The organism is Salmonella sp. 32031103-2018-00083-FB-01-SM-01 (genome assembly GCF_017571995.1).
GTDB classification, from domain to species: Bacteria; Pseudomonadota; Gammaproteobacteria; order Enterobacterales; family Enterobacteriaceae; genus Salmonella; species Salmonella enterica.
Genome location: NZ_JAGEQL010000003.1, coordinates 198,774 through 217,776, shown reverse-complemented (window position 1 = coordinate 217,776; position 19,003 = coordinate 198,774). Strand labels below are relative to the sequence as shown.

Annotated in this window: 17 protein-coding genes and 1 pseudogene; 2 read left to right on the top strand and 16 right to left on the bottom strand. The window is 54.2% G+C overall.

Annotated features, from left to right (window positions below):
• Positions 1-8: 8 nt before the first annotated feature.
• The 6 genes and pseudogenes from tcuR to ybfF form a co-directional block, all read right to left on the bottom strand.
• The gene (tcuR, locus tag J4614_RS10755; RefSeq protein ID WP_000423371.1) at positions 9-935 is read right to left on the bottom strand and encodes a tricarballylate utilization LysR family transcriptional regulator TcuR; all 927 of its coding nucleotides are present in this window, start codon (positions 933-935) and stop codon (positions 9-11) included.
• 114 nt (positions 936-1,049) lie between these two features.
• The gene (fur, locus tag J4614_RS10750; RefSeq protein ID WP_000131699.1) at positions 1,050-1,502 is read right to left on the bottom strand and encodes a ferric iron uptake transcriptional regulator; all 453 of its coding nucleotides are present in this window, start codon (positions 1,500-1,502) and stop codon (positions 1,050-1,052) included.
• Positions 1,495-1,580: pseudogene (locus J4614_RS10745) on the bottom strand (ryhB-regulated fur leader peptide). The gene fur and the pseudogene J4614_RS10745 overlap by 8 nt, the downstream one beginning before the upstream one ends.
• A gap of 203 nt (positions 1,581-1,783) precedes the next feature.
• Positions 1,784-2,314, bottom strand: coding sequence for a flavodoxin FldA (gene fldA, locus J4614_RS10740; protein WP_001018621.1), 531 nt, complete (start codon positions 2,312-2,314; stop codon positions 1,784-1,786).
• A 150-nt stretch (positions 2,315-2,464) separates the two neighbouring features.
• Positions 2,465-2,758 carry a LexA regulated protein gene (ybfE, locus tag J4614_RS10735; RefSeq protein ID WP_001040939.1) on the bottom strand — a complete coding sequence of 98 codons (294 nt, stop codon included), beginning with the start codon at positions 2,756-2,758 and terminating at the stop codon, positions 2,465-2,467.
• 133 nt (positions 2,759-2,891) lie between these two features.
• Positions 2,892-3,662 carry an esterase gene (gene ybfF / locus J4614_RS10730; RefSeq protein WP_000773245.1) on the bottom strand — a complete coding sequence of 257 codons (771 nt, stop codon included), beginning with the start codon at positions 3,660-3,662 and terminating at the stop codon, positions 2,892-2,894.
• A 184-nt stretch (positions 3,663-3,846) separates the two neighbouring features.
• On the opposite strand from ybfF, the gene seqA reads away from it, so the two are divergent.
• Complete coding sequence (seqA, locus tag J4614_RS10725; protein ID WP_000848395.1) at positions 3,847-4,389, top strand: replication initiation negative regulator SeqA; 543 nt, start codon at positions 3,847-3,849, stop codon at positions 4,387-4,389.
• A 24-nt stretch (positions 4,390-4,413) separates the two neighbouring features.
• The gene (pgm, locus tag J4614_RS10720) at positions 4,414-6,054 is read left to right on the top strand and encodes a phosphoglucomutase (alpha-D-glucose-1,6-bisphosphate-dependent) (RefSeq protein WP_000974385.1); all 1,641 of its coding nucleotides are present in this window, start codon (positions 4,414-4,416) and stop codon (positions 6,052-6,054) included.
• A gap of 114 nt (positions 6,055-6,168) precedes the next feature.
• On the opposite strand, the gene J4614_RS10715 is transcribed toward pgm, so the two are convergent.
• The 10 genes from J4614_RS10715 to kdpF all read right to left on the bottom strand — a co-directional run bounded on the left by J4614_RS10715 (position 6,169) and on the right by kdpF (position 18,781).
• Positions 6,169-6,654 (bottom strand): pyridoxamine 5'-phosphate oxidase family protein, encoded by a 486-nt coding sequence (locus J4614_RS10715; protein WP_000070056.1) that lies wholly within the window; start codon positions 6,652-6,654, stop codon positions 6,169-6,171.
• 64 nt (positions 6,655-6,718) lie between these two features.
• Positions 6,719-8,038, bottom strand: coding sequence for a putrescine-ornithine antiporter (gene potE, locus J4614_RS10710; protein ID WP_000042658.1), 1,320 nt, complete (start codon positions 8,036-8,038; stop codon positions 6,719-6,721).
• Positions 8,035-10,233 (bottom strand): ornithine decarboxylase SpeF, encoded by a 2,199-nt coding sequence (gene speF, locus J4614_RS10705; protein ID WP_001292402.1) that lies wholly within the window; start codon positions 10,231-10,233, stop codon positions 8,035-8,037. Before speF ends, potE begins: the two co-directional genes overlap by 4 nt.
• A 380-nt stretch (positions 10,234-10,613) precedes the next feature.
• Positions 10,614-10,718, bottom strand: a complete 105-nt coding sequence (gene speFL, locus J4614_RS10700) for a leader peptide SpeFL (RefSeq protein WP_015632840.1) — start codon at positions 10,716-10,718, stop codon at positions 10,614-10,616.
• A gap of 277 nt (positions 10,719-10,995) precedes the next feature.
• Positions 10,996-11,673: a two-component system response regulator KdpE gene (gene kdpE / locus J4614_RS10695; RefSeq protein ID WP_000186053.1), complete on the bottom strand. Its 678-nt coding sequence runs from the start codon at positions 11,671-11,673 to the stop codon at positions 10,996-10,998.
• Positions 11,670-14,354 (bottom strand): two-component system sensor histidine kinase KdpD, encoded by a 2,685-nt coding sequence (gene kdpD / locus J4614_RS10690; RefSeq protein WP_001528833.1) that lies wholly within the window; start codon positions 14,352-14,354, stop codon positions 11,670-11,672. Before kdpD ends, kdpE begins: the two co-directional genes overlap by 4 nt.
• Positions 14,351-14,935, bottom strand: coding sequence for a potassium-transporting ATPase subunit KdpC (gene kdpC / locus J4614_RS10685; RefSeq protein ID WP_208293191.1), 585 nt, complete (start codon positions 14,933-14,935; stop codon positions 14,351-14,353). Before kdpC ends, kdpD begins: the two co-directional genes overlap by 4 nt.
• Before the next feature lie 8 nt (positions 14,936-14,943).
• Positions 14,944-16,992: a potassium-transporting ATPase subunit KdpB gene (kdpB, locus tag J4614_RS10680; protein WP_000088039.1), complete on the bottom strand. Its 2,049-nt coding sequence runs from the start codon at positions 16,990-16,992 to the stop codon at positions 14,944-14,946.
• A 20-nt stretch (positions 16,993-17,012) separates the two neighbouring features.
• Positions 17,013-18,692, bottom strand: a complete 1,680-nt coding sequence (gene kdpA / locus J4614_RS10675; RefSeq protein WP_000730068.1) for a potassium-transporting ATPase subunit KdpA — start codon at positions 18,690-18,692, stop codon at positions 17,013-17,015.
• Positions 18,692-18,781: a K(+)-transporting ATPase subunit F gene (gene kdpF, locus J4614_RS10670; protein ID WP_001670793.1), complete on the bottom strand. Its 90-nt coding sequence runs from the start codon at positions 18,779-18,781 to the stop codon at positions 18,692-18,694. Before kdpF ends, kdpA begins: the two co-directional genes overlap by 1 nt.
• Between the last annotated feature and the right edge of the window lie 222 nt (positions 18,782-19,003).

Sequence of the window (19,003 nt, the reverse complement as noted above, 5' to 3'; positions counted from 1 at the left end):
ACAGGGGTTTAGTAAGCGTAAAGGGTTGCGCCTGGCCATTCACCAGCGTCGACTAACTGACGCATAACTTTGGTAAGGACTACTCTGGCGGCAAGGCCGGCGGGCGTCAGTTCATCATCCGACAGGCTGACTAAAAAATTGGGGCGGCTGAGTACCGGATTATGGACGCCGATCACGCGTAGCGCGTCGTTATCCAGATGAGAAATCGCCGCGCCGGGCTGCAACGTGGCGCCAAGACCGTCGCGCACGGCGCGCATCAACAACGCCAGGCCGTCAATTTCCGCGACGATTTCAACGTTAAGCGCATGTTCCTGGCAGACAGCGTCCAGCCTGCCGCGCAGCCCGTGTCCCTGGCTTGGCATAATGAGCGGAATGCCTGCCAGTTGTTCAGGTGTGATCGGGTTATCAGGAAGCGCCGCCAGCAGGGCATGGGAGCCAATCAGAAAAAGCTGTTCTTCAAGGATCGGTCTGGCGCTCCAGCGCAGGATTTTATCTTTTTGAAAGACAACGGCTAAATCAATCTGGCGGGTATTGATCATTCTTTCCAGATTACCGGACAAGCTTTCCACCACATGCAGTCGGACATCGGCATAGTTTTCCTGCATGGCATGGATAAACGGTATACCCAGTATGGAGGCGGTACTGGGGGCCATTCCTACGCTCACATGACCGGAAAGGCGCGCTTCTCTGGCGGCGAGAATCGCGTCGTCGGCATGACGCAGGGCGAGTTGCGCCTGCGAATAAAAGGCCAGCCCGGCGTTGGTTGGCGTTACGCCGCGCGAAGTGCGCTGCAGCAGACGGATGGCAAGCTCGTTTTCCAGACGGGACATCTGTTGACTTAATGCTGAAACGCCAATATCAAGATCCTGCGCGGCGCTGCCCATACTGCCGGTTTCAATAATACGCACGAAATAGCGTAACTGGCGAAGCTCCATTCCTGCTCTCCTGAGATGCGATAGCGTTTTTTACATTAAATCAACATCAAGCGGCAGGAAAGAGGAGGATATAAAAAAGCCAACCGGGCGGTTGGCTCTTCGAAAGATTTACACTTATTTAGTCGCGTCATCGTGCGCGTGCTCGTCTTCGCGGCAGTCGCCTTCAGCGCAGTGGCCGTAAAGATAGAGGCTGTGATTAGTTAAACGAATACCGTGTTTCGCCGCAATTTCACGCTGGCGCGCTTCAATAGAGTCATCACTAAATTCAATCACTTTTCCGCAGTCAAGGCAGATAAGATGGTCGTGATGATGCTGTTGCGTCAGTTCAAAAACGGATTTACCGCCTTCAAAATTATGGCGGGTCACGATACCGGCATCGTCAAACTGGTTCAGCACACGGTATACGGTTGCCAGACCGATTTCTTCACCCATGTCGATCAGGCGTTTGTATAAATCTTCCGCACTGACGTGATGGTTATCTGGTTCCTGAAGAACTTCCAGAATTTTTAAACGAGGAAGCGTTACTTTCAGGCCAGCCTTCTTTAATGCGGTATTGTTGTCAGTCATGCGGAATCTGTCCTGTTGCTAAACGATTCACTTCATTAGAGAAGTGACAGAAATTGCACTCAAGATAATGCGTATCATTATAGGACTGCCATGCCGAAATGAAAACCGCAAGTCTCTCGCAGATGTTAATAAAACTGTGGTTTTGCCTGCAAATTCTGGCGCCACCTGATTACACCCGGACATTGTACAGGGATGGGTGCGAAAGTTACAAATTTGTAGCAATTATTTTGATTGGTCTTGTCTATTGATGCGGCGCAGATATAACGCTGCGCCGCATAAGATTAGGCGTTGAGGATGTCGTCGAGGTGCAATTCAGCTGAAACTTGCTTAACCCATTTTTCAACACGCTCGGCGGTCAGTTCAGGCTGACGGTCTTCGTCAATCGCCAGACCGACAAAATGATCGTCGTCAGCCAGACCTTTAGAGGCTTCAAAATGATAGCCTGCGGTTGGCCAGTGACCCACAATCGTGGCGCCGCGCGGCTCAATAATGTCGCGAATCGTGCCCAGCGCATCACAGAAGTATTCCGCGTAGTCTTCCTGATCGCCACAGCCAAACAGCGCCACCAGCTTACCGTTAAAGTCAATCTCTTCGAGAGTCGGGAAGAAGTCATCCCAGTCACATTGCGCTTCGCCATAGTACCAGGTTGGGATGCCCAGCAGCAGAATGTCATACCCTTCCAGGTCTTCTTTACTGCTTTTTGCAATGTCATGCACATCGGCAACGTCTTTACCAAGCTGTTTTTGAATCATTTTTGCGATATTTTCGGTATTACCGGTGTCGCTGCCGAAAAAGATGCCAGTGATTGCCATGAGTAAAATAACCTCTTGAAACTTATTGAAATGGTGGTGGCGAATTGCCCACGGATAAGGGCAATCATAGCAGAACAGGCAGATATGCGGAAACAGCAATCACGCGGGACTGCACGCTCTGCTACACGAAATATGAAACAAAACTTATTTTCAGACTAAACCCTGGCCGCGCAGCGCCATAAGCTGCTTCATTAATATTTCTTCAATGAGCTCGCTGCGGCTAATGTTGCGCGCTTCGGCCAGCTCATTTAGCGCGTCAACCGCTTGTGCGTTGAGTTTTAATTCGACACGCTTGAGGCCACGAACTTTGTCGCGTTTTAACTGGTTGCGCTTGTTGATGCGTAACTGTTCATCGCGCGAAAGCGGATTCGTTTTAGGTCGTCCCGGGCGACGCTCGTGCGCGAACAGATCTAATGTCGTACGGTCCGTTTGTTCTTTGGCCATGATTTTGGTGACTTCGGGGGAAACAATCAGCCAGGCTTATGCCCGGATGGATAGCGCGCCATCATACATCAGCGAGGAAGCGACGCCAACGCCCGCGCGCGTAATCGCGCACAGGCGATGAGTTTTTAATCAGTTAACGTTTATCGTGCAGATAACGGCGGATGGCGCGCAGAACCGCCTCTGGTTTTTCGGCGTGTACCCAGTGGCCCGCGCCGGCGATCACATGCGCGCGCGCCAAAGGGAATTGCGCCAGCAGCGCGTCGCGGTACGCTTCGGTCACGTAGGGCGAGTTACCGCCTGGAATAAACAGCGCCGGATGTTCCCAGGGCGGAATGGTTTCCCAGCCGACGATATGCGGATACTGTTCCCATAATACCGGAACATTAAAACGCCATTCGCCTTCAGCCCAGGATTTTAACAGAAACTGGATCACGCCTTCTTCGTTGAGGTGCTGGCGCATAATCCCTGCCGCCTGTTGGCGGGATGTCGCGTCGGATTCGCTGACGGCGTTAATAGCCGCGAAAATGCGATCGTGGCGGCGAACGTGATAATCCACGGGTGCGATATCAATCGCGACCAGACGATCGATGCGATCGGGCGCCAGCGCCGTCAGCGCCATTACCGCTTTTCCACCCATGGAATGACCAATAAACGTCGCTTTTTCAATCTGCTGCGCGTCAAGCGTATCCAGAAGATCCTGGGCCATTGCCGGGTAATCCATGACCGGATCGCGCGGCGATAAACCATGATTGCGCATATCGACCTGAATAATGTCGTGATCGGTCACCAGATCGCGCGCCAGTACGCCGAGGTTGTCCAGGCTGCCAAACAGGCCATGAACGAGAACGATGGGGGAATTATTGTGCAGGTTTTGTGCAGATTGCGCTCGGATGTTTAATTTCATGGCAAAGTTCTTTTTTTCGCTCTGTCGGGTTAGGGTATTATGTTGACCATTCTGCCACTGGGCTGCAACCTCTAAGGTTTACTCCGAGTTTTTTTGTCAGCCGGGCTTAACGCTATCCGCTGTTGGGATTTGTTCCTATAATCCCAATGACTTGTATTCAGCAAAGACATCGCACTGGATTAAGATGAAAACGATTGAAGTTGATGATGAACTCTATAGCTATATTGCCAGCCACACCAAGCATATCGGCGAGAGCGCATCCGACATTTTACGGCGTATGTTGAAGTTTTCCGCCACGACACAGCCAACGGCTTCAGCGGTGAAGGGGACGCCTGCGGCGCAACCCGTTGCCGAAGCGAAACCGGTCAACCCGGTAAAAGACAAAGTTCGCGCGATGCGTGAGCTGCTGTTGTCTGACGAATATGCCGAGCAGAAAAAAGCGGTCAACCGCTTTATGCTGATTCTGACTACACTCTATTCACTGGATCACCACGCGTTTGCGGAGGCGACGGAGTCGTTGCATGGCCGCACGCGCGTCTATTTTGCGGCGGATGAACAAACGCTGCTGAAAAATGGGAATCAAACTAAACCTAAGCACGTTCCCGGCACGCCGTACTGGGTGATCACCAACACCAACACCGGCCGTAAATGCAGCATGATCGAACACATCATGCAGTCAATGCAATTCCCGGCGGAATTGATTGAAAAGGTTTGCGGAACAATTTAATCCTTGCATTAGAAGGACCAGGCAATGGCAATCCACAACCGCGCAGGACAACCCGCGCAACAGAGTGATTTGATTAACGTCGCCCAACTGACGGCGCAGTATTATGTACTGAAACCGGAGGCAGGGAATGCAGAACATGCCGTGAAATTTGGCACTTCCGGCCATCGCGGCAGCGCAGGTCGTCACAGTTTCAACGAACCGCATATTCTGGCGATCGCCCAGGCGATTGCTGAAGAGCGGGCGAAAAATGGCATTACCGGCCCCTGCTATGTGGGGAAAGACACCCATGCGCTCTCGGAACCGGCCTTCATTTCCGTGCTGGAAGTGCTGGCGGCAAACGGCGTGGACGTTATCGTGCAGGAAAATAATGGCTTTACGCCAACGCCTGCCGTGTCAAATGCTATCCTGGTCCATAACAAAAAAGGCGGCCCGCTGGCTGATGGTATTGTCATTACGCCGTCGCACAATCCGCCGGAAGATGGCGGTATTAAATATAATCCGCCCAATGGCGGCCCGGCGGATACCAACGTCACTAAAGTGGTAGAAGATCGCGCCAATGCGCTGCTGGCGGGCGGCCTGCAAGGCGTTAAGCGCATCTCTCTGGATGCGGCAATGGCCTCGGGCCACGTTAAAGCGGTAGATCTGGTACAGCCGTTTGTCGAAGGGCTGGCGGATATCGTTGATATGGCGGCGATTCAGAAAGCCGGTCTGACGCTGGGTGTCGATCCGCTGGGCGGCTCCGGTATTGAATACTGGAAACGTATCGCTGAGCATTACAAACTTAACCTGACGTTAGTTAACGATCAGGTTGATCAAACCTTCCGCTTTATGCACCTTGATAAAGACGGCGCGATCCGCATGGATTGCTCCTCCGAATGTGCGATGGCGGGTTTGCTGGCGCTGCGTGACAAGTTTGACCTGGCCTTCGCCAACGACCCGGACTACGACCGTCATGGCATCGTGACGCCTGCAGGGCTGATGAACCCGAACCATTATCTGGCGGTCGCCATTAACTATCTGTTCCAGCATCGTCCGCTGTGGGGCAAAGACGTGGCTGTCGGTAAAACGCTGGTCTCTTCCGCGATGATTGACCGCGTGGTGAATGACTTGGGACGCAAGCTGGTAGAAGTACCGGTTGGCTTCAAATGGTTTGTTGACGGTTTGTTCGACGGCAGCTTTGGTTTCGGTGGAGAAGAGAGCGCGGGCGCTTCGTTCCTGCGTTTCGACGGTACGCCGTGGTCTACCGATAAAGACGGTATCATCATGTGCCTGCTGGCGGCGGAAATCACCGCCGTTACCGGGAAAAACCCGCAAGAGCATTACAATGAACTGGCAGCGCGTTTTGGCGCCCCGAGCTATAACCGTCTGCAGGCGGCAGCGACATCGGCCCAGAAAGCGGCATTGTCTAAACTGTCTCCGGAAATGGTCAGCGCCAGCACGCTGGCAGGCGACCCGATCACCGCGCGTCTTACCGCAGCGCCGGGTAATGGCGCATCGATTGGCGGCCTGAAGGTAATGACCGATAACGGCTGGTTCGCCGCGCGTCCATCCGGTACGGAAGACGCTTACAAGATCTATTGCGAAAGCTTCCTGGGGGAAGAACATCGCAAGCAGATTGAGAAAGAAGCCGTTGAAATCGTTAGCGAAGTATTGAAAAACGCCTGATGGGCGATATGGAAGAAAAAGGAGCCTTACGGCTCCTTTTTTGTATTAACGGCGCTGCGCTTATCAGGCCTGTAAATCGCCTCCAGGCCGGATAAGGCGCGTGTGATATCTGACTTATTCGCTCTGAGTCGCCAGATGTCGGCGGCAGGTGAGGGCGTCGCATTCAATACGCACCACGCAAACCGCTTTCATCATATCTTCCCGATAACTGAAGGTTTTTCCCGGATCGGTCTGACGCATAATGACGTCCAGGCCGTAGCGCATCTCCTCGCGTGTTTGCAATATCGATGCCAGCCCGGTGGCGAAAACGCTGGTGTAGGCGTAGCTATAATCACAGGGGTCATCGGCACGTAGTAATGCATGGTCGCCGTCCATTTCAATGCATACTGCCGGGTTCTTACGTAACAGACGCATCTTTTTCCCGGTGCGTGCGCCGTGAAAATAAAATATCCAGCGTCCATTCTGATACTCGTAGCCAAAATTTACGGGGACAACATACGGACAGAGATTGTCGTTAAACCCTATTCGACACACTTCGTGTTTACTGAGAATAGCCAGTATTTCTGCTATATCAGTGACTTCCCGTTCTGGATTACTCATTTCTATTATCTTATTCAAAGAGTGAAAATGCCCGGACTACCGTTACCGCAGCCCGGGCATGCCATCAGCCGTGTTTATTTTTCAATTCAAAACGCGGTGAGACCAGGCCATATAACGTCCAGCCGAGGAAGGTCACAATTGAGCCGTACAGCATGGCTTCTTCACCGGAGGAATATAGCGCGTAGAAGCTATACATGGCGCCAACGAAGGCCACGAAGTTAGCGACTTTCGCTTTTGATGACGGCACATTCGCCATTTTCTGAATGATAACCAGCGCGGCCATCGACAGAATATACGGAATAATGTTCGTCACCACCGCCAGGTTAACCAGGACGTTAAACTGACTATTCAGCGACGGGCTAATGGTCATCAGCGACAGGCCAGTCTGAATAATCACAATAATCAGCATCCCCTGTACCGGCGCGTCGACTTTCGTTACACGAGAGAAGACTTTCGGGAAATAGCCTTCGTCAGCGGAGGATTTAAAGACCTGGGCGATAGTGAACTGCCAGCCCAGCAGCGAGCCGCAGCAGGACATTACCATCAGCGCCATGATCACTTTACCTACCGCAGGCGTGAACATCTGGGCAAACGCCAGACCAAACGGCGCCGTGGAGTTCGCCAGATCCATGTTCGGCACAATCCCGGCAATCACGTTAGTCGAAACGATATAGATGACCGCCGCGCCCAGCGTACCGCCCAGTACCGCGATGGGGACGTTCTTTTCCGGATTCTCGACCACGTCTGCGTTGGCGCAGGCGGATTCCAGTCCAAGAAATGCCCACAACGTCATGGCGATGGAAGAACCGACCGCGCTAAAGAACGGAACATGGTGCGGGTTCCATGACGCTACGTACATGCTGGGGCTAAACCAGAACCAGCCAATGATGCACAGGCCGACAACCGGAATGATGACGCCCCAAACGGTAACGCTACTGATCTGTCCGGTAATACGCGCGCCGCCAAAGTTTGCGATAGTACAAACCCACAATACGGCGATAGTCGCCAGACCGATCTGGAGCGGCGTCAGCGCGGCGCCGAACAGCTCTGTGCCATAGCCGACAGCGGAGATGGCGATAGCCACGTTGGCGATCAGCAGCGAGACGCCGTAGGTATAGTTCGCCATAAAGTTGCCGGATTTACCGAAGGCATATTCGGCGTAACCGCCCATGCCGCCGGATTTACGGCTAAACATACCGCATTTCGCAAACGCCCAGGCCAGCGCCATCGAGCCGACGGCGGTGACCAGCCAGGAGATAATGGATATCGTGCCGACTTCAGACAGTTTGGTCGGTAGCATGATGATCCCGGAGCCCATCATGTTGACCATAGTCAGAATTGTGAGCTGCACGACACCCATTTTATTGGATTTAGGTTTACTCATAATTTTTCCTCCTTCAGCAGGGAGCGCTGCGCGTCACGAGGTTTAATGACGTAGCACCAGACCTGCTTACGGCCGTCGTGTTCTTCGATATAAACGCCCTGCAGTTCAGGCGCAAAGCCCGGCAGCAGGTTGATCCCTTCTTCCAGGGCGCTGAAGTAACGCAGGACAGAACCGCCCCAGATTTCACCCGGAACTACACACAGCACTCCCGGCGGGTAAGGCAGAGCGCCTTCAGCCGCGATACGACCTTCCGCTTCCGGCAGGCGAACCAGTTCGACCTCGCCGCGCAGATAGGCATAGTTGGCCTCTTGCGGATTCATACTGACTTTCGGGAAATGCGATTTACGGAACATCTCTTTTTGCAGCTGTTTCACGTTGTGCCGCGCATAGAGATCGTGCATCTCCTGGCAAAGCTGACGCAGGGTATAGCCGGCATAACGCGCTTCATGCTGTTTGTAGATGGACGGTAATACTTCCGCTAACGGCGCATCAGCTTCCAGCAGTTTTTCGAAACGAGCCAGCAGGGCGACAAGCTGTTGTAACTTCGCCATGTCTTCTGCCGGCGTCAGCAGGAACAGAATGGAGTTGAGGTCGCATTTTTCCGGCACAACGCCGTTCTCGCGCAGGAAGTTGGCGAGGATCGTGGCAGGAACGCCAAAGTCTTCATATTCGCCGCTCGCTGCATTAATGCCCGGTGTGGTGAGCAGCAGTTTGCAAGGGTCGACAAAGTACTGATGTTCGGCATAGCCTTCAAACGCATGCCAGTGTTCTCCCGGAACGAAGTGGAAGAAGCGCAGATCGCTGGCGATCTCTGATGTCGGGTATGACTGCCACGGCTTACCATCAATCAGTTCCGGTACGAACGGACGGATGTGATGACAGTTTTCGAGGATCAATTTACGGGCATCGATGCCGTTAACTACGCAATCCATCCACATATTGCGACCGCTGACGCCTTCGTGCATTTTGGCGTTAACGTCCAGCGCGGCGAACAGCGGATAGAACGGGCTGGTGGAGGCGTGCATCATAAAGGCGTTGTTCATGCGCTTATGCGGAACGTAGCGCGATTGCCCTTTGATATGGCTATCTTTTTTATGGATCTGCGAGGTCTGGGAGAAACCGGCTTGTTGTTTATGAACGGACTGCGTCACCAGAATACCCGGATCGTTTTCGTTCAGTTCCAGCAGCAGCGGCGAACAATCGGCCATCATCGGAATAAATTGTTCATAGCCGACCCAGGCGGAGTCAAACAGGATGTAGTCGCACAGATGACCAATTTTATCGACGACCTGACGGGCGTTATAAATGGTACCGTCGTAGGTGCCTAACTGGATGACGGCCAGACGGAATGGACGTGCTTCGCGGGCACGCTGCGGCGCGACTTCGCTAATCAGCTCGCGCAGGTAATCTTCTTCGAAGCAGTGAGCGTCGATCCCGCCGATAAAACCATACGGGTTACGCGCGGTTTCCAGATAAACTGGCGTTGCGCCCGCCTGCAATAATGCGCCGTGGTGGTTAGATTTGTGGTTGTTACGGTCAAACAGTACCAGATCGCCCGGCGTTAACAGCGCGTTGAGTACGACTTTGTTAGAGGAGGAGGTCCCGTTCAGCACAAAGTAGGTCTTATCGGCGTTAAAGACTTTCGCCGCATGTTGCTGCGCAATGCAAGGTGCGCCTTCGTGAATCAGCAGATCGCCCATCGCCACGTCCGCGTTGCATAGGTCGGAGCGGAAGAGCGTTTCGCCAAAGTATTCCACGAACTGATTACCGGCAGGATGACGGCGGAAGAATTCGCCGCCCTGGTGCCCCGGGCAGTCAAATGCGCTGTTGCCCTGGTTGACATAATCCACCAGCGCGCGGAAAAACGGCGGACGTAACTGCGTTTCGTAGTGGCTTGCTGCGGTTTCCAACTGACGACCATAGAAGGCAGTACGGGATTCATTATATTCGAATACACCAGAGATACGCGGCAAATACTCAGGCGGTACGCGCCCTTCGTCATGAGTCGCGACAAACACGGGAATACCGTAACCCGTTGCGTCGATTTCATCGAGTTTTCCGTGTTCAATGTCGTCGATGGATAACACGATGGCAGCCACGTCGATGAAACGACTCTCATCAACATTTACAATATTACGATGTGTAGAAAAACAATCCGGGCAATGACGGCTAACGGCAATTTTTAATTCTGACATTTTTTCATCTCTTTATTTCAGGTAATAGCAGGCCCTCAATTTCTCGCATGAGAAACTGATTCTTCCGGAAAAAATCAAAGCTATCCCGCTGATAAAAAAATCAGTAAATTAGCTTTATTTTAGATGTAATAAATCCCAACCCGTCCGGTTGCAGGAAATTCAGGATTTAAGGAGTTGAGTACTACGATATACAGGCAGAAACCGTGATAACTAAAATTGCGCTGAGTCGGAATTTCTTCTATCAAACCAGATGGTTAGCTGGCTTGGTGTAAAGGAATTACCGTGCTGTCGCTTTTAACAATTCGAGTTATTTAGGCAATAGACCTGAATGACATAAGGGTCGGAAAGACCTGTATGCTGAAGTACCCGTAGCAGAAAAACTACCGGGCATTAAAGAAATGAAAATCGAAACTATTACGGTGGGCAAACATCATAATATGCGTTGTCCGCCTTATATGGGGCATAAAACGATTATTATTTTCCATTTTGAGGTCCTTTCATTGATTTATTGAAAGCATGGATATTTTATCCAGGGAGCGCCAGCGATCTGTGAACCAGATCAACAAAAAACGATCATTTGAAAAATAATTAGTCGGCGATTATGCATATCGTGCTGTGAAATAACGGATTGTTTCTTAAATGTTAATTATATGTTTTTTATATCCTTCATAAAATATAATATCGCCGCGAAAATAATTATTCGCGACGCCGAAAATAAATGACATAAAAATTAGAAGTTATTTAAAAATAATGAATGGCTATTCACGGCATAAAGCGATAGCCAATTCCGGTTTCGGTAATAAAATGGCGTGGGCGGGTGGGATCTTGTTCCAGTTTCTGGCGTAAATGTCCCATATAGATGCGCAAATAGTGGCTATGCTCCACGGCGTTAGGGCCCCAGACCTGGTTTAATAACTGCCGTTGGGTTAATACCTTGCCGGCATTATTGAGTAATACCGCCAGCAGGCGGAACTCAATCGGCGTCAGATGGATTTCTTCGTCGCCACGGTGGATCAACCGTGCGGCGAGATCGACCGTCACGCCGGAAAAGCGGACGATCGGATCGGCGCAAGGGCTGGCGGCGTGCCGTCGCAGCGCGACACGCAAACGCGCCTGCAACTCGCCAATGCCGAATGGCTTGCTCAGGTAATCATCAGCTCCGGCGTCAAGCGCGGCAATCTTATCGCTTTCTTCGCTGCGGGCGGAAAGGACAATCACCGGTATTGCGCTCCACTGACGCAGGTCGCGAATAAAATCGATTCCGTCGCCATCCGGCAGGCCGAGATCGAGAATAATCAGATCGGGCTTTCGCGTGGCGGCTTCCAGTAAACCACGTTGTAATGTTTCAGCTTCATACACGCGCAGGCCGTCGCCTTCCAGCGCGGCGCGCAGAAAGCGGCGGATGGCCTGTTCATCTTCAACAATCAGAACGTTTGTCACATATCCTCATGAAAATCATCAAGTTCAGGTGGCTTTCCTTGCGGCAGCGTCACACGGAAACAGGCGCCGCCCTGCGGTCGATTATAGGCGGTAAGCGTGCCGCCGTGTACCTCTACGATAGCATGGCAAATCGCCAGCCCCAGCCCCACGCCGGGGACGGAGGACTCTTTGTTGCCGCGGGCGAACTTATCGAAAATCTTCTGTTCTTGCCCCGCAGGAATACCCGGCCCGTTATCCCAGACATCCAGTTGTAAACGATCGTCCTTAACCGCAGCATCAATGCCGATACTGGCCTGCGGCCCGGCGTACTTAACGGCGTTTTCCAGCAAGTTGATCAGGACACGCTCAAATAAGGGGCCATCGACATGGATAAGCGTTAACTGTTGCGGCAGCGACAATGTAATCGGATGCAATAAACCCGGCTCTAACATCTGTAACGCGCTACCGACGACCTCTTCCAGCGTCAGCCACTCTTTTTTAAGATTAAACCCGCCGGACTGAATACGCGCCATATCCAGCAAATTATTCACCAGCCGGGTGGTGTTGAGAATATGCTGGCGGATTTCACTGGCCTGACGCGCGTGGGGCGATCCTGCGCTGGCTAAATCCAGCGTCAAAATTTCCGCCTGGCCGAACAATACCGTCAGCGGCGTGCGTAAATCATGCGATAGCGCCGCCAGCAGAGCGTTGCGAATACTTTCGCGCTCGCTGGCGAGACGCGCCTGTTCTTCGCTGGCGGTTAGCGTCAGTCGTTCCAGCGCGTTGGCGACAAGCAGAGTAAATGTTTCCAGCAGGCGTTGCTGCTCCGGCACCATTAACTGACGCAAATTACCCGGTTCGACGATAGCCAGACCGTATGTTTTATCGGCGCTTTTCAGCGGCAGGATTTGATAAGGCACGCCAGGGAGGGTATCGGTGCCTGCGCCGGCAGGCTGGCCTTTATCAAAACTCCAGCGCGCAATTGCGTCGTCCCACGGCGTCATGCCTTGCTGGTGGGTGAGAGGCAGCAACTTACCGTTAGCATCAGGTAATAAAATTTGGCTGCGCGCCTGAAACGTCGAGGCGATAAACCGCTCGCTGGTCGCGGCGATATCATGTTCGCTACGCCCGACGGCCAGCGCTTTAGACATTTCATATAAATGGCGGGTACGCTGTTCCCGATAACGGGCGACGCGCGCCTGATAGCGCACCCCGGCAGTAAGATTGCCAATCACCAGACCAACCGTCAGCATCACGGCAAAGGTCAGCAAATATTGCACGTCCGAAACGGCGAGCGTACCGCGTGGCGCGATAAAAAAGAGATCGAAACTCGCCACGTTAATCACCGTCGCCACCACCGACGGCCAGCGTCCGTAAAGCAGCGCAATCACCACTACGCCCAGCAAATAGAGCATCACCAGATTGGCGGCGTCGAAGGTGACAAGCCACTGCATAGCGATAAGCGTGGTGATGGCGCAAAGCGCCACGGCGACCAGACAGCCCTGAATCTGCCCACGCCATTTCTCTTTAAAAGGTCGGTTATCAGGCGTTTGCGCCAACGCGCGGGCAGGCGGTTCTTCCAGCGCGACGATCACCTGATCGAGATCCGGCGCGCGCCTGGCAAGACGGTCGGCGAAAGCGTCACGTCGCCACCAGCGTCGCGACGCCGGGCGGCCCATGACGATTTTCCCCAGATTATGCTCGCGGGCATAGCGCACGACCGCTTTCTCTTCGGCGGGATCGGACAGGGTGGCGGTTTCCGCGCCAAGCTCCTGCGCCAGGCGCAGCGCGCTTAAAATAGCCCGCCGTTGTTTTTCCGGTAAGCGGTGTAACGTTGGCGTTTCGACATAGACGGCGTGCCAGACGCTGCCGAGCCGGGAGGCCAGACGCGCCGCGGTACGCACCAGCTTTTCGCTGCCGGTGTTATGCCCGATACACAGTAAAATCGCATCGCGGGTATGCCATACTTTTTCTTCGCCCGGATGCGCGCGCCAGGCGCGCATCTGATCGTCCACGCGATCGGCTGTCCGGCGTAGCGCCAGCTCGCGGAGGGCGATCAGATTGCCCTTGCGGAAAAAATGTTCAATAGCGCGTTCCGCCTGACCGGCGATATACACTTTACCTTCGTTGAGCCGTTGGCGCAGATCGTCGGGCGGCAGATCGACCAGTACGACTTCATCGGCGGCATCAAAAAAGGGATCGGGGACGGTTTCGCGCACCTGAATCCCCGTGACGCCGCTCACCACATCGTTCAGACTTTCCAGATGTTGTACGTTCACGGTGGTGAAAACGTCGATTCCCGCTTCCAGCAGCTCTTCAATATCCTGCCAGCGCTTAGGATGGCGTGAGCCAGGCGCGTTACTGTGCGCCAGCTCATCCATTAAAATCAGCGCCGGACGCCGGGCGAGGGCGGCATCCAGGTCAAATTCGCGGATTTGCCGCCCCCGGTGCGAGTGACGTTTTGGCGGCAGAATGGTCAGCCCATCAAGTAGCGCGGCGGTCTCTTTACGGCCGTGCGTCTCTACCACGCCGATCACCACATCCAGCCCCTGCGCTCGCAGCCGCTGCGCTTGCGCCAGCATCGCCCAGGTTTTTCCGACGCCTGCGCAGGCGCCGAAGAAAATTTTCAACTTCCCCCGGTGGGGCGGGGGCGTTTGTTCCAACAAGCGATCCGGATCAGGACGCAAGGGTTCGTCGTTCATTTCGCTCTGTGTCCCTGTAGCGCATCCAGCGCCAGATTAAGCTCAACAATATTCACCACCGGTTGCCCAAGAAAGCGCGCCAGCGGCCTGTGCGTATATTCTGCAACCAGTTGCGCGACCTGTTCAACGGGAAGCTGGCGAGCCGCCGCCACGCGGGGGATTTGCCATGCCGCGGCGCCGGGCGTCAGATTATTATCCAGCCCGCTTGCCGACGCCGTCGCCAGCTCAACCGGAACCGCGGAACTCGCCTGGGGGTTAGCGGCGCGTAGCGCGGCGACGCGGGACTGTATTTGCGCATCCAGTTCGGGATTGCTGGCGGCCAGGTTGCTTCCGCCCGACGCCAGTGGATTATAAGGCGTATCGGCGGTGGCGGAGGGCCGGCCATGAAAATAACCTGCGGCGGTAAACGATTGTCCGATAAGCGCTGAGCCGCGTATCACATTGTCTTTATGAATCAGCGAGCCATTAGCCTGCCAGGAAAACCACCACTGCCCCAGCGCCGTGGTCAGAAGCGGATACACGCCGCCGGTCAATAACAGCAGAAATAACATTGTCGAAAAAGCAGGACGTAAACCGATCATCATACACCTCATGCCAGACCCAGCAGGGTCAGCAGCACATCAATCACTTTGATGCCAATAAACGGCACCACCAGACCACCCAGACCATAGATCCATAAATTACGGCGCAGCATGGCCGATGCGGAAAGCGGCTTATAACTCACGCCTTTTAATGCCAGCGGGATCAGAAAAATAATAATCAGGGCGTTAAAGATCACCGCGCTCAGAATGGCGGAGTTCGGCGAATGTAGCCCCATCACGTTGAGCGCGTTTAGCTGCGGATAGGTAGCGGCAAACGCGGCGGGAATAATGGCGAAATATTTCGCTACATCATTCGCGATACTGAAGGTGGTGAGCGAGCCGCGCGTCATCAGCATCTGCTTACCGATATGCACCACTTCAATCAACTTGGTCGGGTTAGAGTCCAGATCCACCATATTACCGGCTTCTTTTGCCGCCTGGGTGCCGGAGTTCATCGCCACCGCGACGTCAGCCTGCGCCAGCGCCGGGGCATCGTTAGTGCCGTCGCCGGTCATGGCGACCAGCCGTCCTTCCGCCTGATATTGACGGATCAGCGCCAGCTTGGCTTCCGGCGTGGCTTCGGCAAGAAAATCGTCCACACCGGCTTCGGCGGCAATCGCTGCCGCCGTCAGGCGGTTATCGCCAGTGATCATCACCGTTTTAATACCCATCTTTCGCAGCTGGGCGAAACGTTCTTTAATGCCGCCTTTAACGATATCCTTGAGGGCGATAACACCCAGTACGCGCGCGCCTTCCACGACCACCAGCGGCGTCGCGCCCAGACGCGCCACGTTCTCGACGTTTTGCTCGACATCGGCGGGAAAATGGCCGCCATTGCTCTCGACATGACGCCGAATCGCGTCCACCGAACCTTTACGGATCATCCGGTTATCGATATTAATTCCGCTCATGCGGCTTTGCGCGGTAAACGGAACAAAGGTGGCATGAAGCGACTGCACATCTCGTTCACGCAGGTTAAAGCGCTGTTTGGCGAGGATCACAATGCTGCGGCCTTCCGGCGTTTCGTCGGCCAGCGAAGCGAGCTGCGCGGCGTCAGCCAGCGTGCGTTCGTCCACCCCTCGGGCGGGTATAAAATCGGACGCCTGGCGATTGCCGAGCGTGATAGTGCCGGTTTTATCCAGCAGTAACACGTCGACATCGCCCGCGGCTTCTACGGCGCGGCCGCTGGTGGCGATGACGTTCGCGCCCAACATTCGGCTCATTCCGGCTACGCCAATGGCGGAGAGTAGCCCGCCGATGGTAGTGGGGATCAGGCACACCAGCAACGCCACCAACACGGTGACGCTGACCGCGTTACCGCCCCAGGCGGAGAAGGGCCACAGGGTGGCGGTCGCCAGCAAAAAGACAATGGTCAGGGCGATGAGCAAAATCGTCAGGGCAATCTCGTTAGGCGTTTTCCGCCGCTGCGCGCCTTCCACCATCGCGATCATCCGGTCAAGAAAGGTTTCGCCAGGATTGACGCTACAGGCAATCACCAGCCAGTCGGAAAGAATTCGCGTGCCGCCGGTGACAGAAGCGAAATCGCCGCCGGACTCACGGATCACGGGCGCGGATTCGCCGGTAATCGCACTTTCATCCACCGAGGCGCCGCCTTCGATGACCTCGCCATCGCAGGGAATAATATCGCCCGCTTTGACCAGGACAATGTCGCCTTTCCGCAGTTCAGCGGCGGGCACGTTATCGGCCTGCGCATCATGGCGCGGGGCGCGCAGGCGGCGAGCGAACGCGGTCTTTTTCACCCCTTTCAGACTGTTTGCCTGGGCTTTGCTGCGGCCTTCCGCCAGCGCTTCGGCAAAATTGGCGAACAGTACGGTGAACCATAACCACAGGCTGATCACCCCTGTAAACAAGGCGCTTCCCGTTATTTGTCCTGTTACCATAGCGAGCGTTAACAGAGTGGTTAGCACGCTGCCGGCCCAGACCACAAACATCACCGGGTTACGCCACTGGGCGCGTGGGCTTAATTTTTTTACGGCATCCGTTAGCGCCTGTACGAGTAAAACAGGTTCAAACAGCGCCAGTTGCTTGCGACTCATATCAATGTACTCCGCATCGCTCAAGGTAAAGAGAAATGTTCCGCTACCGGGCCAAGCGCCAGGGCAGGAATAAATGTCAGCGCGCCGACCAGCAGTACCGTGCCGATAAGCAGTCCAATAAATAGCGCGCCGTGGGTCGCCAGCGTTCCCTGACTGGCCGGCTGTACTTTTTTACTGACCAGCGATCCGGCGATGGCCATGACAGGAATAATCACGCCGAAACGTCCGACGAACATGCAGAACGCCAGCAAACAGTTCCAGAAAGGCGAGTTAGCGCTCAGACCCGCAAAGGCGCTACCGTTGTTGTTGGCGGCAGAGGAGACGGCATATAGCACTTCGCTAAAACCGTGCGGGCCAGGGTTCAGCATTGCGCTGCGTCCGGCATCCGTCATCATCGCCAGCGCCGAACCCAACAAGACCAGCATCGGCGTGACCAGAATCGCCAGCGCGGTCATTTTCATTTCGCGCACGTCGATTTTTTTCCCCAGATATTCCGGTGTGCGACCGATCATCAGCCCCGCGATAAACACCGCCAGCAGGACAAACAGCAACATGCCATACAGGCCTGAACCGACGCCGCCAAAGACCACTTCGCCAATTTGCATCAGCCACATCGGCACCATACCGCCCAGAGCGGTAAACGAGTCGTGCATGGCATTTACCGCCCCGCAGGACGCCGCGGTCGTGACGACGGCAAACAGGCTGCTGGCCAGCACGCCAAAGCGTGTTTCTTTACCCTCCATGTTGACGCTACTGTCCGCGCCTGCCGCCAACAGATGTGGATTTCCCTGAACTTCCGCCCACATCACTACCGCTACGCAGACCACAAAAATGAATGACATTGCCCACAGTAGCGCGCGTCCCTGACGGCGATCGCCCGCCGCTTCGCCAAAGGCGAAACAGAGCGCGGCTGGAATCAAAAATATCGCCAGCATCTGCGCCAGATTAGTGAGCGCGGTGGGGTTTTCGAACGGATGCGAAGAGTTGGCGTTAAAGAAACCGCCGCCGTTAGTGCCAAGCATTTTGATCGCCTCCTGCGAAGCAACCGGACCCATCGGCAAGAGTTGTTTAGCGCCTTCAAGGGTGGTGATGGGCTGATAAGCCGACAGGTTTTGCGGTACGCCTTGTTGGATAAAAAACAGCGCGATAATTAACGCGACAGGAAATAATATCCATAGCGTAATGCGTACCAGATCTTGCCAGGCATTACCCAGCGTGTGCACATTCTGGCGCGTAAAGGCGCGGATAAGTGCAAAAACCACCGCAATCCCGGTCGCCGCCGACAGGAAATTTTGCACCGTCAGCCCCGCCATCTGGCTAAAGTAGCTCAGCGTGCTTTCGCCGCTGTAGGCTTGCCAGTTGGTATTGGTGACAAAGCTGACGGCGGTATTCAGCGCCAGATCCCAGGACAGACCCGGTAGCCGCTGCGGATTTAAGGGCAGCCACTCCTGCCAGAACAGCAGGCAAAACAGGATGCCCAGTCCCAGCAGATTGAGCGTCAGTAGCGCCAGTAAATACTGACGCCAGTTCATTTCGTGGTCGGTAATGCCAAGAGTTCGCCAGAGGATACGCTCAATGCCAGCCACGCCCGGCAACGGAACGGCGGCGATGAGCCTTGCCAGGCCCGAACCCAACGGTTTCGCCAGTACCAATAAAATCAGTAAAAAACTGGCGATCAGTAAAAATCCTTGCGCGGCCATCAGAACGCCTCCGCATTAATCAGGGCATAGACCAGATAACCTAAAAGTAAGAAAACCAGCACGATGCCGGTTATCACGCCTGCACTCACAGAGCACCTCCAGTGGCATTGTTTTACTCCTGAGAAAGGTAATTTTTTGGCTGCAAAGATTTCGCAAAAATTGGCGGGCGGAGTGTAAAAAAAGTATAAAAATGGCAAAGACCATTATTTAACTAATGATTAGTATTAATTTAACCTTTTTGTAACTAATTTACGCTTTGAATGTAAATCTGCTGGAAAAGCGTGAAAATAAGTGGTCGGATGAGTAGTAAA